Origin of the sequence: Streptomyces sp. NBC_00568, from assembly GCF_026341855.1 — a bacterium.
Classification (GTDB): Bacteria; Actinomycetota; Actinomycetes; order Streptomycetales; family Streptomycetaceae; genus Streptomyces.
The window spans coordinates 2,409,546-2,425,328 of the sequence record NZ_JAPENW010000001.1; the positions used below are offsets into that span (position 1 = coordinate 2,409,546).

Sequence of the window (15,783 nt, forward strand, 5' to 3'; positions counted from 1 at the left end):
CAGGCGAAAGCGATCTTCGTAGCCACATCTGGCCTTGTTCCGGACATGTGCTCTCGCATACGTTCTCGTCGATCCCGGGCGGATCGCCGAATCCTGCCGCCGCCCGGATACCCACCCACCCACGCACGGCAGGAGCGGGGGACCCACAGGTAAGCCGCCGATCCGGACACACCGGACCGGCTAGGGGTGAAGCCGCGCCCAAAAACGCGGCCGGGCATCTCCCGCCCGAACCCGACAGCTCACCTCGCAGGCGCCGGAGAGGACATTCGTCATGCCCGCACGAGGCAAGCACCGCCGCACGAAGACCAACGTCATCACCCGGGGCATGATCGCCGCCGGAACGGGCGGCATCGCACTCGCCCTGCCGCTCGTGAGCGCGACAGGCGCCCACGCGGCGACCCCGGCGCAGGCCCCCCAGCTCACGAAGGCCGCCAAGACCGCCGTGGTCCCGAACGTCCAGCTCATCACCTACAAGGTGGTCGCGGGCGACACCCTGTCCAAGGTGGCGAAGAAGCACCCCGAGAGCGGTGGCTGGAAGAAGCTGTACAAGGCGAACCGCGCGGTCATCGGCGACAACCCCGCCCTGATCCGCCCGGGCCTGAAGCTGACCGTGGGCACGAAGACGCTGAAGTCGACGGCGGCCAAGACGGCGAAGGCGACCCCGGCCGTAGCCAAGTCCTCCGCGGCCACCGCCACCCAGGCCTCCGCCAAGACGTACACGAACAACCTCGACGGCTGGATCAAGGAATCCCTGGACATCATGGCGAAGGAGGGCACCCCGGGCAGCTACGACGGCATCTACCGCAACGTGATGCGCGAGTCCTCCGGCAACCCGCTCGCCATCAACAACTGGGACTCCAACGCCGTCGCGGGCACCCCCTCCAAGGGTCTGCTCCAGGTCATCGACCCCACGTTCCGGGCCTTCCACGTCCCCGGCACGTCGATGGACCCCTACGACCCGGTCGCGAACATCACCGCCGCCTGCAACTACGCGGCGAAGACCTACGGCTCCATCGACAACGTCAACGGCGCCTACTGATCACACCCTCACCATCACCCGCCGGCGGCACCTTCCGGGGCCGCCGGCGGGCGCGTTGCCTGGCGCGTTCCTCGCGTGGCCGGTCGCTGGAACGGTCACGTTCCTCGCGTGACCGGTACCTGGAACGGTCGCGTTCCTCGCGTGGCCGGTCCCTGGAACAGGCAGATCCTGAAGCGGATGGACCGCAGACGGACCCCCGGAACGGGCGACCGATCCCTAGAAGCCGAAGAGGCGTTCCAGGACGACCGCGATTCCGTCGTCCTCGTTCGACAGGGTGACCTCGTCGGCCACCGACTTGAGTTCCGGGTGGGCGTTGGCCATCGCCACACCACGGGCGGCCCAGTCGAACATCGGGATGTCATTGGGCATGTCGCCGAAGGCGAGCGTCGCGCCCGGGGTGAGTCCGAGGTGCGCCGCGGCGAGAGCGAGGCCCGTCGCCTTGGTCACCCCGCATGGCTGGAGTTCGACGGTGCCGGGCCCGGACATGGTGACCGTCGCCAGCGAACCGACCACTCCCCGCGCCGCGGACGCCAACTCGTCGTCGGACAAGGACGGGTGGCGGAGCAGCACCTTGCTGATCGGCTCCGACCAGAGGTCGTCCCGCCGCCGCACCCGCACCGCCGGCAGGGTCGGATGGGGCATCACGTATCCCGGCTCGATGAGCGTCAGCCCGTCCACGCCGTCCTGGTCGACCGCCGCGTACAGCAGCCCGACCTCCGCCTCGATCTTGCCGAGCGCCGTCTCCGCCAGTTCCCTGTCCAGGGTCACCGACCACAGCATCCGGTCCGCCCCGGCGTCGTACAACTGCGCCCCCTGCCCGCACACCGCCAGCCCCTCACCGCCGAGTTCGTCGAGGAGCGGTCGCACGCGCGGCGCGGGGCGGCCCGTCACCACGAGGTGCTGGGCACCCGCCTGGGCCACCTTCGCCAACGCGGCCCGCGACCGGTCGGAGAGGGTGTCGTCGCCGCGCAGCAGCGTTCCGTCCAGGTCAGTGGCGATGAGTGAATATGCAGTCGGAGCGGCCATGATCCGAAGAATACGGATCGAACGACTCATGGGCCCGGCGTGAACCGGACGACGTCCGGTATCCCGTCAGCAACGCCGTTCACCGTACGGTGGTTAGCGCGTTGCGACCGCTTCGGATCACGCAAGGTCCACTTCCGCCCACACCGACTTTCCCGCACATGACCGACCACAACACCCCAACACCGCCCGGCGGCGGCGGGCCGACCCGGCGGCGGCACACACCGCTCCAGGAATCGCCGATCACCATGACAAGTCCGGGGAGAGACATGTCCTTTGAGTCCTTCGAGCCCCCTGCGCGGCTTCCCCGCCCTTCCGGCGCGGTGACCCCCTTCCGGCAACACCTCCGCACCTCTGCCGAAGCCGTGATCCGGCGCTTCCCCGAATTCCTCCGGTCCGAGATCTACGCCCTGTCCTTCCGGATCTGGCGGATCGACGGGGACGAGCGCCACCCGTACGTCGCCATCGGCTACAACACCGAGACCCAGTACGAGCGGGAGACCTACCCGGAGGACCCCGGCGAGGCCCGCTGGAACTACGCCCTCTGGCTGCTGGACGGCTTCGAGATGCTGGGCAACATCCCCGAAGACCCCGCCGGCAGCCCTCTGTACGTGGACGAGGTCAAGGAACTGGGCATCTGGTTCGACGGTGACCACGACTTCCTCACCATGGACCTTCCGGAGGAAGAGGAGGAGGAACTGGACGCCAGGTCCGACCTTCTCCGGCTCCACTTCTACGACGCCGTCATCGACCTGGCCCGCCGTCTCCACGCCGATGGCCGCCTCGCGGAGATCTTCGGCCGCGCACTCCCCGTCGTCGTCTTCGACATGGACTGCCCGGGGTGGGAGATCGAGGCCACCCGGGCCGCCAACCCACCCGAGTCCATTGCCGACTTCATGGCCTGGCAGCAGGGCGCCATCTATGAAAGCGCGCCGAGGACCGAGGAGTTCCTGATCCGTCTCGACGCGGAGTGGCTCGAGTACTTCCGCGCCATGGCCGACGTACTCGTGACCCGCTTCGGCGTCTCCCGCGCGGAGTCCGTCGCCAGGATCAACGAACGCTACGCGGCGGAGGAGCTCAAGCCCATGGGAAAGGACCTCCTGGGGCACGAACTCCCCGAATTCTGGGCGTACCGCCTCTACTTCGAACCCGACTCCAGGGGCGTACTGCCCTCGGGCTCCCCCGAATCCGACGGCGACCTCCGCGCGTGGGCCGTCCGCCCCGCCCCACCCCGCGACTCGGCCGCCTGGACCCTCACGGAGGAGCCCTGACGTACGGGACGGCCGGGACGTACGGGGCGGCCGGGACGGCGGCCGGACGCAGCCCTCGGCCCCGCCCGGCGCCCGCCCGCACCGCCGGTGGCCGTCACCGGCGCCCGCCCGCACCGCCGACCATCCGCACCGCCGATGGTCGTCACCGTCGGCCGCCCGCACCGTCGGCTGCCGTCACCACCGGCTGCCGTGCCCTCGGCTGTCCTCGCCTCACCCGTGTGCGGCCACCAGATGCCTGGCCAACCGCGGTGAGGCGAACTCCGTCCCGCACACGAACCGCATCACCGGACCGTACGAGGCCGCCGCCGGCAGACCCGTGAAGTACAGCCCGGGCACGGAGGACCGGTACCCGGCACCGAGCTTCGGTGCACCGCGGCTCACCGCCAGCTCCGTGCGGAGCTCGTGCCCGAGGAAGTCCATCGCGGCGATGTCGACGCGGTAGCCGGTCGCGGCGATGACGTGATCGGCGGACAGCTCGTCCACCCGGCCGCCATGGGTCTGCACGGTGAGGACGGGGCCGCCGTCGGTGACCCCGGCGCGGACGATCCGCCGGACCTCGCGGACCGCGACCTTGCCCTCGAAACGGTCGCGGAGCCACCAGGCGCCGAGGGGACCGAGCACACGGCGGACCAGGTAGTGCCGGGACCGGGCGGGCAGATAGCGGTAGGGATGCGGGTAGTAGCTGAGCGCCCACAGGGACCAGGCGCGCCCGAACGGCGACTCGGGTCGCAGCCTGGGCTGGTTCCACGGCGGCGTGCCGAAGTCGACGGCGCCCTTGCCCCGGGACACCACCCGCACCTGCGCGCCGGCCTCCGCCGCGAGCGCCGCCGTCTCCAGGGCGGACTGCCCCGCGCCGACGACTATCAGCTCCTTGCCGGAGAAGCGGCTCAGGTCGTGCTGCTGCGAACTGTGCGAGACCGGGCCGGTCGGCGTGGGACCGTCGGCGGCCGCGCCCGCGAGCTCGGGAGGCAGATGGGCCAGCCCGGACAGTCCGGTGGCCACCACGACCGCCCGCGCGGTGAACAACTCTCCCGAGTCCAGCTTGAGTTCGAACCCGCCGGACGGGTCGCCCCCCTCCCGGACGCCCTTCCGGTCGATCGACACGACCCGCACCCGCTCCAGCTCGGGCACGAGTTTCTGCTGGAACCACTCCCCGTACGCGATGAACGTCTCGACCGGGATGATGTCCTCGTCGGTGACCAGACGCCGCGTCCCCGCCGCGTCGCAGTAGTCGGCGAGTGTGTGGCCACGCTGCGGGGCGTCGATACTGGAGGCGACCGGAGTCGACTTGAGGAGCATTCCCTCGGGCATGTGATCGCGCCAGCTCACCATGGGCTCGCCGAAGACACGCACCGGGACTCCACGCGCCCGCAGATGGGCGGCGGTCGACAGGCCGAACGGCCCCGCACCGATGACTGCTACCGGATGAATCACGAAGTCCCTCCCCAGGACGTACTACGCCTACTTCGCGGTAGAACTGTTGGTGCTGCCGAGGCGGTTGGTCCGCCACAGCTGATGGAGATGCTTGGCGCCCGGCCGTACGAAGCGCGCCAGCATCATGAAGAACGGCCGCAGGTCGTCACCCGCGAGCCATGCCAGCTCCGTGCCGCTCGCGCGGGTCGGCGCGTGCGGTGTCGTATAGCCGCTGCGCCGGTAGGCGAGCAGGGCCGGCAGGTCGATGTTCTCCACGATGTACCGGTGACCGGCCCGCTGTTCCCCCTCCGGAACGGCGCGCCCGGTCAGGTCGAGATGCATGGCACGGACTACGTCGATCCCCGACTCGTTCTCGAAGAGCCGGAACTGCGCGCCCATGCGTGGGTTGAAGTCGAGGAGCTTGTACCGGCCGTCGCGGCGGTCGAATCGCAGGTCGAGGTCGATGATTCCGCTGAAGCCGATCTGTTTGATGAAACGCGCGGCGAGGTCGGCGAGTTCCGGATTGTCGACGACGTACGCGTTCGCCGTCATTCCCGCGTGCGGCGGCCAGGAGCGGACCTTCACCCCCGTGAACATCGCGAGCGGTGCCGAGTCCGCGCCGAAGTACGCGTGCACGATCCAGTCCTCCGCCTCCTCCCTCGGCAGGTACTCCTGGAGGATCACGCCGGGCTGCGGACCCCAGTCCCGGGCCAGGGCGAGCAGCCCCTCGCGGGTCGCGATCCTCGTCGTGCCGTTCACCGCGGGCCGGCTGCGGCGCACGAACGCCTCGCGGTTCTTGGCGACGAGCGGGAAGCCGGCCTTCTCGGCGAACGCCTCGATCTCGTCGTACGACTGCGGAAAGGCCGCCGCGGGGCTGGGTATGCCGTGCTCCACGCACAGTTCGTGCAGCCCCTGTTTGCTGGCCAGCCTGCGGGGCAGCCTGGCGTCCACGCGCGGGAAGAGGAAGGGGCCGGCCAGTTCCTCCTGGTGCTCGGCGATCAGTACGGCGGCCTCTTCGTCCGTCGGGACGAGCACCGTGGGCCGGCCGATGCGCCGGCCGATGCGCAGCAGTCCCTCGACGAGCCGCTCGGGTTCCTCCGTCCCGGTGGTCGGCCAGACGAAGGCGCGGCGCAGATAGCGTGAACTCGCGGCCGGTGTGTAGCGGTCCTCGGTTATCGCATACATCGGAATGCCGAGTCGGCCCAGACTCCGTATGGCGCCCACCCCGCCGTGGTGCAGCGGATAGTCTCCGAACTTCACGATGAGGCCCGGAACTTCCCGGTCGACGTCGGCCGTCACACTCCTGGAGCTCCTGGCCATGGGTCCCCCCACATGTCCCCCCTACGGACCGGACCCACCCCGTCCGTGTCCCCCAAAGGACGCTAAGCCGGAATTGCCACGTCCGACAAGGTCAATTCGGACATTGCAAACTCTTTAGGCACTGCCCCAGCATGGTCACTCCCCCGTAACGTGTGCCTCGACCACATGAAACGCGTGGAACGCATGGATCACATGGCGAGTACGAATCCGAAAGCGAGGCACCAACCGATGCCCCCCTTCGATGTCCCCGAGGGCGATCCCTTCGGCCCGCACAACCTGCCGTACGGCGTGTTCTCCCTGACCGGCCCGGACGGCGACCACGAGCGGCGCGTCGGCGTCCGGCTCGGCGACCATGTCCTCGACGCGGGCGCCGCGGCCCGGGCACTCGGCTCCCCGTACGCCGGGCTGCTCGCGCAGCCGACCCTCGATCCGTTGCTCGCGGCGGGCCGCACCGCCTGGTCCGACGTCCGGCGCGCGCTGACGGCCTGGGTGACCGTCCCGGCCCACCGGGAGACCCTGGCTCCCCATCTCCACCCCCTCTCCGACGTGACGCTGCACCTCCCGTTCACCGTCGCGGACTACGTCGACTTCTACGCCTCCGAGAACCACGCCCGGAACGTCGGCCAGATCTTCCGCCCCGACGCCGCCGACTCCCTCACCCCCAACTGGAAGCACCTGCCGATCGGCTATCACGGCCGCTCCGGCACGATCGTGGTCTCCGGCACGGACGTCGTACGCCCGTCGGGCCAGCGCAAGGCCCCCGCGGACGCCGCCCCCGTCTTCGGCCCCTCGGTCCGCCTGGACATCGAGGCGGAGGTCGGCTTCGTGGTCGGCACCCCCTCGGACATGGGCCGGCCGGTGCGGCTGGGTGACTACCGCGACCACGTCTTCGGCCTCTGCCTCCTCAACGACTGGTCGGCGCGCGACATCCAGGCCTGGGAGTACGTCCCCCTCGGCCCCTTCCTCGGCAAGTCCTTCGCCACATCCGTGTCGGCGTGGATCACTCCGCTCGACGCCCTCGACGAAGCCCGCGTCGCGCCCCCCACGCGCACGCACCCGCTCCTCCCCTATCTGGACGACGCCTCCGAAGACCCCGGCGGCTACGACCTCCGCATCTCCGTGGCCATCAACGGCCACGTCGTCTCCGAACCCCCCTTCTCCACCATGTACTGGACGGCCGCTCAGCAGCTGGCCCACATGACGGTCAACGGCGCCTCCCTGCGCACCGGCGACCTCTACGGCTCCGGAACCGTCAGCGGCCCCTCGGAGGGTGAGCGCGGCTCTCTGCTCGAGCTCACCTGGAACGGACGCGACGCCCTCGAGCTCCCCGACGGCAAGCGCACGTTCCTGGAGGACGGCGACGAGGTCACGCTGACGGCCTGGGCGCCTGGGCCGGGCGGAACCCGGGTGGGCCTCGGCGAGGTCCGGGGCCGCATCACGCAGGCCGTCCCCCAGTAGGACGAGGTCCGCGTCACGGTGGCCGGCACCCTGGCCACCGTGACCCCGCGGAACCCGCCCGACGGGCCGGTCCCCTTACCTCCAGCCGTCTCTGTCCAGTGCTCTACATCCAGTGCTCTACAACCCGTGCGCTACATATCCCGTGCGCTACATCCAGTCCTCGGGCTCCGGCTCCTGGTCCAGCTCGGGCCAGTCCGGGTCGGGCCCCTCGTCGGTCGCCGCGGCCGGGACACCCTGAGCTGCGGGGACGCCCGGGGCGCCCCGGTCCGCCGCGGGCGTGCCGGCGCCCAGCGAGGCGAGCACTCCGATCACGCCCTCCCCGTACGTCGCCAGCTTCTTCTCGCCCACCCCGCTGATACCGCCGAGGTCCTTCACGGACGTGGGCCACACCGTGGCGATCTCCCGCAGCGTGGCGTCGTGGAAGATGACGTACGCCGGGACGCCCTGCTCGCGCGCCTGCTCGCCGCGCCAGGAACGCAGTGCCTCGAAAGCGGGGACGAGCTCGGCGGGCAGCTCGGCAGCCGCCGCCTTGGCCTTGCGCTCGCCCTTGGGTGCCGACGACCGGGAGGCGGTCGGCTTCGGCGGCTCCTTGCGCAGCGGCACATCGCGCTCCCGTCGCAGCACGGTCCCGCTGTCGTCGGTCAGCACCAGCGTGCCGTACTCGCCCTCGACCGCGATCAGGCCCTGGGCCAGCAGCTGCCGTACGACACCCCGCCAGTCGGACTCCGCCAGCTCCTCGCCGATGCCGAAGACGGACAACTGGTCGTGGTCGAACTGGATCACCTTGGCGGTCCGCCGCCCCAGCAGGATGTCGACGATCTGCCCCGCGCCGAACTTCTGCCCCCGCTCACGCTGGAGGCGCACCACCGTGGACAGCAGCTTCTGCGCCGCGACCGTGCCGTCCCAGGTCTCCGGGGGCGTCAGGCAGGTGTCGCAGTTGCCGCAGGCCGGGGTGTTCGGGTCCTGGCCGAAGTAGGCGAGGAGCTGCGAGCGCCGGCACTGGGCCGTCTCGCACAGGGCGAGCATCGAGTCCAGGTGGGCGGCCGCCCGCCGCCGGAACGCCTCGTCCCCCTCCGAGCCCTGGATCATCTTGCGCTGCTGGACCACGTCCTGAAGGCCGTACGCCATCCAGGCCGTGGACGGCAGTCCGTCGCGGCCGGCACGGCCCGTCTCCTGGTAGTAGCCCTCCACTGACTTCGGCAGGTCGAGGTGGGCGACGAACCGGACGTCCGGCTTGTCGATGCCCATGCCGAAGGCGATCGTGGCGACCACCACCAGGCCCTCCTCGCGCAGGAAGCGCGACTGGTGGGTGGCGCGGGTGCCCGCGTCCAGGCCCGCGTGGTACGGCACCGCCTCGATGCCGTTGCGGGAGAGGAACTCGGCTGTCTTCTCCACCGAGTTGCGCGAGAGGCAGTAGACGATGCCCGCGTCGCCCGCGTGCTCCTCGCGCAGGAAGGACAGCAGCTGCTTCTTCGGGTCGGCCTTGGGAACGATCCGGTACTGGATGTTGGGGCGGTCGAAGCTCGCCTCGAAGTGGCGGGCCGTCGGCATCCCCAGGCGCTGGGTGATCTCCTTGTGCGTCGCCCGCGTGGCCGTGGCCGTCAGCGCAATGCGCGGGACCTCCGGCCAGCGCTCGCCGAGCAGCGAGAGCGCCAGATAGTCGGGGCGGAAGTCATGGCCCCACTGGGCCACACAGTGCGCCTCGTCGATCGCGAAGACGGAGATCTTCCCGCGGGACAGCAGGTCCAGCGTGCTGTCCAGCCGCAGCCGCTCCGGAGCGAGGTAGAGCAGGTCGAGCTCCCCGGCCAGGAACTCGGCCTCGACCACGCGCCGCTCGTCGAAGTCCTGCGTGGAGTTCATGAACCCGGCGTTCACGCCCAGCGCCCGCAGCGCGTCCACCTGGTCCTGCATGAGCGCGATGAGCGGCGAGACCACGATGCCCGTACCCGGTCTGACCAGGGAAGGAATCTGATAGCAGAGGGACTTGCCGCCACCGGTCGGCATCAGGACGACGGCGTCACCGCCCGCCACCACATGCTCGATGACCGCTTCCTGCTCACCTCGGAAGGCGTCGTACCCGAAGACCCGGTGGAGGGTGGCCAGTGCCTCGCTCTCTCCCAGCGTCTCCGTCGCGTCAGCTTCGGTCATCACACCCGTCCCGCCCATCGTCCTGTCCCCCGTACGTCGCGCCTCGACCACAGCGTCCACGATAGGGGTCCGCGCCGACAGTCCGAGAGTTGTCCACAGGCTGCGAGTGACCGGCTTCCCTACGCAACGGCGCCCGGCCCGTCTCACTCCCCCGGACGGCGAGGCCCGCCCGCGTTCAACCCGTTGGCCCCGCTCGCATGGCGGCACTTCGCGACCGAGGGACATGCTGCTCGGGCGGGAGGAGGGGGCCCGCAGCCGACGGAACGGGGCCGTCGCGTACGCCTCTCTCGCGTCTCTAGGAGTCTTCGCATGTCCCACCGTCCCCTCAGGACCGCCATCACTCTCGTGACAGCCGCCGCCGCGTCGCTCGCCCTGGCCGCCGTTCCCGCCCCGGCCGCGTCCGGTCCGGTCGACCCGGCCGACCGGAAGGCCGTGCGGGATCTGGCCACGGCGTACATGGCCAGCTTCAAGTACCTCGACGAGAAGGCCGCCCTCGCCGACGGATACGTCCCCCATCAGTGCTCCACGGATCCCGCGGGGCACGGCAGCATGGGTTACCACTACTTCAACGAGTCCCGCTACGGCTCGCTCGACCCGGCGAAGCCCGCGGCTCTTCTCTTCGAGGACGGGAAGAACGGCAGGCGCAGGCTCGCCGGGGTGGAGTGGATCGTGGTGGACGCCGACCAGAACCTGAAGACCGGACAGCGACTCTCGATGTTCGGCGGCCAGAAGTTCGACGGTCCGATGCCGGGGCACTACCCCGGCATGCCGATCCACTACGACCTGCACGTCTGGCTCTGGAAGCACAACCCCAGCGGACTGTTCAACCGGTGGAATCCCCGGGTGAAGTGTCCGGCCGCCCCGACCCACTCCGGTGGCTCGGGCAAGACCCACTCCACCCACTGAAAACGGCTCGGGCCCCGCTCCCTTGAAGGGAGCGGGGCCCGAGCCGCGCAAGGCCCTGCTCAGCGCACGAAGACCCCGGCCTGGCCCGCCAGGTCGAGGAAGTACTGCGGCGCCACACCCAGCACCAGGGTGACCGCCACGCCCACGGCGATGGCCGTCATGGTCAGCGGCGACGGCACGGCGACCGTCGGCCCCTCGGGCTTCGGCTCACTGAAGAACATGAGCACGATCACGCGGATGTAGAAGAACGCCGCGATGGCCGACGAGATCACACCGACCACGACCAGCGCGCCCGCGCCGCCCTCGGCCGCCGCCTTGAACACGGCGAACTTTCCGGAGAAGCCCGAGGTCAGCGGGATACCCGCGAAGGCCAGAAGGAAGATCGCGAACACCGCGGCCACCAGCGGGGACCTGCGTCCGAGACCTGCCCACTTGGACAGGTGCGTGGCCTCGCCGCCCGCGTCCCGTACGAGCGTGACGACGGCGAAGGCGCCGATCGTGACGAAGGAGTAGGCGCCCAGGTAGAAGAGCACCGACGAGACGCCGTCCGGCGAGGTCGCGATGACACCCGCGAGGATGAATCCGGCGTGGGCGATCGACGAGTACGCCAGGAGCCGTTTGATGTCGGTCTGGGTGATCGCGACGATCGCGCCGCCCAGCATGGTGACGATCGCCACGGCCCACATGACCGGCCGCCAGTCCCAGCGCAGGCCCGGCAGGACGACGTACAGCAGGCGCAGCAGCGCGCCGAACGCGGCCACCTTCGTCGCCGCCGCCATGAAGCCGGTGACCGGGGTCGGCGCTCCCTGGTAGACGTCAGGCGTCCACATGTGGAAGGGCACCGCGCCGACCTTGAAGAGCAGGCCCATGACGACCAGGGCGGTGCCGATGAGCAGCAGTGCGTCGTTGCCCATGGTGCCGGCGAGTGCCGGGTCGACGTTCGTGACCGTGCCGTCGACGACGTGCGCGATCGTCGCGTACGACACCGAGCCCGCGTAGCCGTACAGCAGGGCGATGCCGAAGAGCGTGAACGCGGAGGCGAAGGCACCGAGCAGGAAGTACTTGACGGCCGCCTCCTGCGACATGAGCCGCTTGCGGCGGGCCACGGCGCACAGGAGGTACAGCGGGAGGGAGAAGACCTCCAGCGCGATGAACAGCGTCAGCAGGTCGTTGGCCGACGGGAAGACCAGCATGCCGCTGATCGCGAAGAGCAGCAGCGGGAACACCTCGGTGGTGGTGAACCCGGCCTTCACTGCGGCCTTCTCGCTGTCGCTGCCGGGCACCGAGGCGGCCTGAGCGGCGAAGGAGTCGACCCGGTTCCCGTGTGCCTCCGGGTCGAGGCGTCGCTCGGCGAAGGTGAAGACGCCGAGGATGCCGGCCAGCAGGATCGTGCCCTGCAGGAACAGGGACGGTCCGTCGACCGCGATCGCGCCCATCGCCGCGATGTGCGCCTTCGTGGTGCCGTATCCGCCCGCCGCGAGCGCGACGACCGCGGCGAACGCCGCGGCGAGGGCGACGACGGCGACGAACACCTGTGTGTAGTAACGCGACTTGCGCGGAACGAAGGCCTCGACCAGCACCCCGAGGATCGCCGCACCGATAACGATCAAGGTGGGCGACAATTGCCCATATTCGATCTTCGGTGCGTCGATCTTGGAGATCGGCTCGGCCGCGGTTGCCGCCGTTGTCCACAGGCTGTGGACGGCTGATGCGCTCACTTGGCCGCCTCCACCTCGGGCTGGGGGTCCGTCTTGTGTACATCTGACATGGTCTGCTGTACCGCCGGGTTGACGATGTCGGTGAGCGGCTTCGGGTAGACGCCCAGGAAGATCAGCAGAGCGATCAGCGGGGCGACCACCAGGAGCTCGCGCACCCTGAGGTCCGGCATCTCGGCCACCTCCGCCTTGACCGGGCCCGTCATCGTCCGCTGGTAGAGGACGAGGGTGTAGAGCGCGGCGAGCACGATGCCGAAGGTGGCGATGATGCCGACGGCCGGGTAGCGCGTGAACGTGCCCACCAGGACCAGGAATTCACTCACGAAGGGCGCGAGACCGGGAAGCGAGAGGGTCGCGAGACCGCCGATCAGGAAGGTGCCCGCGAGCACCGGGGCGACCTTCTGCACGCCTCCGTAGTCGGCGATCAGACGCGAGCCGCGCCGCGAGATCAGGAAGCCCGCGACCAGCATCAGGGCGGCGGTCGAGATCCCGTGGTTGACCATGTAGAGCGTCGCGCCCGACTGGCCCTGACTGGTCATCGCGAAGATGCCCAGGATGATGAACCCGAAGTGCGAGATCGACGCGTAGGCGACCAGCCGCTTGATGTCCCGCTGTCCGACCGCGAGCAGCGCCCCGTAGATGATGCTGATCAGCGCCAGGACGAGGATCACGGGCGTCGCCCACTTGCTCGCCTCCGGGAAGAGCTGGAGGCAGAAGCGGAGCATCGCGAAGGTGCCGACCTTGTCGACGACCGCCGTGATCAGCACGGCGACCGGCGCGGTGGCCTCACCCATGGCGTTGGGCAGCCAGGTGTGCAGCGGCCACAGGGGCGCCTTCACCGCGAAGGCGAAGAAGAAGCCGAGGAAGAGCCACCGTTCGGTGCTGGTCGCCATGTGCAGCGACCCGTTGGCCCGGGCCTGGACGATCTCCTGGAGCGAGAAGTTCCCGGCCACCACGTAGAGGCCGATCACGGCGGCCAGCATGATCAGGCCGCCGACCAGGTTGTAGAGGAGGAACTTCACCGCGGCGTACGAGCGTTGCGTCGCCGCCACCTCGTCGCCGTGCTCGTGGGCCTTGTCCCCGAAGCCGCCGATGAGGAAGTACATCGGGATGAGCATGGCTTCGAAGAAGATGTAGAAGAGGAAGACGTCGGTGGCCTCGAAGGAGATGATCACCATCGCCTCGACGGCCAGGATCAGGGCGAAGAAGCCCTGCGTCGGCCGCCACCGCTTGTTGCCGGTCTCGTGCGGGTCGGCGTCGTGCCAGCCCGCCAGGATCACGAACGGCATCAGCAGCGCGGTGAGCGCGACGAGCGCCACCCCGATGCCGTCCACACCCAGTTCGTAGCGCACCCCGAAGTCCGCGATCCAGGCGTGGGATTCGGTGAGCTGGTAGCGGTCACCGCCGGGGTCGAACCGCACCAAGGTGATCACGGCGAACACCAGGGTGCCGAGGGAGACGAGCAGCGCGAGCCACTTGGCGGCGACGCGCCGCGCGGCCGGCACGGCGGCCGTGGCGATCGCCCCGAGGGCCGGGAGCGCCGCCGTCGCTGTCAGCAGAGGAAAGGACATCGGTATCAGACCGCCCTCATCAGCAGGGTCGCGGCGACGAGAATCGCCGCACCGCCGAACATCGAGACCGCGTAACTGCGCGCATAGCCGTTCTGCAGCTTGCGCAGCCGCCCGGAGAGGCCGCCGACCGAGGCCGCCGTCCCGTTGACGACTCCGTCGACCAGGGTGTGGTCGACGTACACCAGGGAGCGCGTGAGGTGCTCGCCGCCGCGCACCAGGACGACATGGTTGAAGTCGTCCTGGTACAGGTCGCGTCGGGCCGCCCGGGTGAGCAGGGAGCCGCGCGGGGCGACGACCGGGACGGAGCTGCGGCCGTACTGGAGGTAAGCGATGCCGACGCCGACGACCAGCAGCACCATGGTGGCCAGCGTCACCGTGAGGGCACTGACGGGCGAGTCGCCCTCCGAGTGCCCGGTGACCGGCTCCAGCCAGTGCAGGAAGCGCTCGCCGATGCTGAAGTAGGCACCCGCGAACACCGACCCGAAGGCCAGCACGATCATCGGGATCGTCATGGACCTGGGCGACTCGTGCGGGTGCGGCTGATGGCCGTCCGCGTCGGGCTGCCAGCGCTTCTCCCCGAAGAAGGTCATGAGCATCACGCGCGTCATGTAGTACGCGGTGATCGCCGCGCCCAGCAGGGCCACGCTGCCGAGGATCCAGCCCTCGGTGCCGCCCTTGGCGAAGGCCGCCTCGATGATCTTGTCCTTGGAGAAGAAGCCGGACAGGCCCGGGAAGCCGATGATCGCGAGATAGCCGAGGCCGAAGGTCACGAACGTGATCGGCATGTACTTCCTGAGGCCGCCGAACTTCCTCATGTCGACCTCGTCGTTCATGCCGTGCATGACCGAACCGGCGCCGAGGAAGAGACCGGCCTTGAAGAAGCCGTGCGTCACCAGGTGCATGATCGCCCAGACGTAGCCGATGGGGCCGAGGCCCGCCGCCAGCACCATGTAGCCGATCTGCGACATGGTCGAGCCGGCGAGCGCCTTCTTGATGTCGTCCTTCGCGCAACCGACGATCGCACCGAACAGGAGCGTGACCGCACCTACGACGGTGACGACGAGCTGCGCGTCGGGCGCTCCGTTGAAGACGGCGGCCGAACGCACGATCAGGTACACACCCGCGGTCACCATGGTGGCGGCGTGGATGAGGGCCGAGACCGGGGTCGGGCCCTCCATCGCGTCCCCGAGCCATGACTGCAGCGGCACCTGGGCGGACTTGCCGCAGGCGGCGAGCAGCAGCATCAGGGCGACGGCGGTGAGCTTGCCCTCGGTGGCGTCCCCGACCAGACCGGGGTGCTCCTCGGTGCCGAGCAGGGGCCCGAAGGCGAAGGTCCCGAAGGTCGTGAACATCAGCATGATGGCGATGGACAGGCCGATGTCGCCGACGCGGTTGACCAGGAAGGCCTTCTTGGCGGCGGTGGCGGCGCTGGGCTTGTGCTGCCAGAAGCCGATCAGCAGGTACGAGGCGAGACCGACGCCCTCCCAGCCGACGTACAGCAGCAGGTAGTTGTCGGCGAGGACGAGCAGCAGCATCGCCGCCAGGAACAGGTTCAGGTAGCCGAAGAAGCGGCGGCGGCGCTCGTCGTGCTCCATGTACCCGATCGAGTACAGGTGGATCAGCGAGCCGACGCCGGTGATCAGCAGGACGAACGTCATCGACAGCTGGTCGAGCTGGAAGCCGACGTCGGCACGGAAGTCCCCGACGGCGATCCAGCTGTACAGATGCTGCGTAAGGGTCCGGTCCTCGGGGCTCTTCCCCAGCATGCCGGCGAAGAGGACGGCGGCGATCACGAAGGAGGCCGCCGCGAACGCGGTGCCGAGCCACTGGCCGACGGCATCCAGCCGCCGTCCGCCGCACAGCAGTACGACCGCTCCGAGCAGAGGCGCCGCTACCAGCAGCGCAATCAGGTTCTCCAC

The 15,783-nt window shown here is 69.7% G+C and carries 11 protein-coding genes and 1 riboswitch; of the genes, 4 read left to right on the plus strand and 7 right to left on the minus strand.

What is annotated here, in order from left to right:
* The first annotated feature begins 106 nt into the window (after positions 1 to 106).
* Positions 107 to 268, plus strand: a riboswitch (cyclic di-AMP (ydaO/yuaA leader).
* A 3-nt stretch (positions 269 to 271) separates the two neighbouring features.
* Positions 272 to 1,039 (plus strand): LysM peptidoglycan-binding domain-containing protein, encoded by a 768-nt coding sequence (locus tag OOK38_RS10355; RefSeq protein WP_266848365.1) that lies wholly within the window; start codon positions 272 to 274, stop codon positions 1,037 to 1,039.
* 216 nt (positions 1,040 to 1,255) lie between these two features.
* On the opposite strand, the gene OOK38_RS10360 is transcribed toward OOK38_RS10355, so the two are convergent.
* Entirely contained in the window at positions 1,256 to 2,065 is an 810-nt protein-coding gene (locus OOK38_RS10360; RefSeq protein WP_266761592.1) for an HAD family hydrolase, read from the minus strand.
* Between the two features lie 266 nt (positions 2,066 to 2,331).
* Here OOK38_RS10360 and OOK38_RS10365 point away from each other — a divergent pair, with 266 nt between their 5' ends.
* A complete protein-coding gene (locus OOK38_RS10365) occupies positions 2,332 to 3,333 on the plus strand; it encodes a hypothetical protein (protein WP_266761590.1) in 1,002 nt (333 codons plus the stop codon).
* A 210-nt stretch (positions 3,334 to 3,543) separates the two neighbouring features.
* Here the strand turns inward: OOK38_RS10365 and OOK38_RS10370 are convergent, their stop codons facing one another.
* Both OOK38_RS10370 and OOK38_RS10375 read right to left on the minus strand, forming a co-directional pair.
* Positions 3,544 to 4,767 (minus strand): FAD-dependent oxidoreductase, encoded by a 1,224-nt coding sequence (locus OOK38_RS10370; RefSeq protein WP_266761588.1) that lies wholly within the window; start codon positions 4,765 to 4,767, stop codon positions 3,544 to 3,546.
* A 27-nt stretch (positions 4,768 to 4,794) separates the two neighbouring features.
* Entirely contained in the window at positions 4,795 to 6,066 is a 1,272-nt protein-coding gene (locus tag OOK38_RS10375) for an ATP-grasp domain-containing protein (RefSeq protein WP_266761586.1), read from the minus strand.
* 228 nt (positions 6,067 to 6,294) lie between these two features.
* On the opposite strand from OOK38_RS10375, the gene fahA reads away from it, so the two are divergent.
* On the plus strand, positions 6,295 to 7,524 hold the full coding sequence (fahA, locus tag OOK38_RS10380; RefSeq protein ID WP_266761584.1) for a fumarylacetoacetase: 1,230 nt from the start codon (positions 6,295 to 6,297) through the stop codon (positions 7,522 to 7,524).
* A 147-nt stretch (positions 7,525 to 7,671) separates the two neighbouring features.
* Here fahA and recQ read toward each other — a convergent pair whose 3' ends face one another.
* A complete protein-coding gene (gene recQ, locus OOK38_RS10385) occupies positions 7,672 to 9,690 on the minus strand; it encodes a DNA helicase RecQ (protein ID WP_266765801.1) in 2,019 nt (672 codons plus the stop codon).
* A gap of 291 nt (positions 9,691 to 9,981) precedes the next feature.
* Between recQ and OOK38_RS10390 the strand changes: the two genes are divergently transcribed.
* Complete coding sequence (locus tag OOK38_RS10390; RefSeq protein WP_266761583.1) at positions 9,982 to 10,578, plus strand: hypothetical protein; 597 nt, start codon at positions 9,982 to 9,984, stop codon at positions 10,576 to 10,578.
* Between the two features lie 59 nt (positions 10,579 to 10,637).
* On the opposite strand, the gene nuoN is transcribed toward OOK38_RS10390, so the two are convergent.
* From nuoN to nuoL, 3 genes are read right to left on the minus strand one after another with little or no spacing between them, the layout of a single operon-like run.
* Positions 10,638 to 12,296, minus strand: coding sequence for an NADH-quinone oxidoreductase subunit NuoN (nuoN, locus tag OOK38_RS10395; protein WP_266761581.1), 1,659 nt, complete (start codon positions 12,294 to 12,296; stop codon positions 10,638 to 10,640).
* Positions 12,293 to 13,864: an NADH-quinone oxidoreductase subunit M gene (locus tag OOK38_RS10400; RefSeq protein ID WP_266761579.1), complete on the minus strand. Its 1,572-nt coding sequence runs from the start codon at positions 13,862 to 13,864 to the stop codon at positions 12,293 to 12,295. Before OOK38_RS10400 ends, nuoN begins: the two co-directional genes overlap by 4 nt.
* 5 nt (positions 13,865 to 13,869) lie before the next feature.
* Positions 13,870 to 15,783: an NADH-quinone oxidoreductase subunit L gene (gene nuoL / locus OOK38_RS10405; RefSeq protein ID WP_266761577.1), complete on the minus strand. Its 1,914-nt coding sequence runs from the start codon at positions 15,781 to 15,783 to the stop codon at positions 13,870 to 13,872.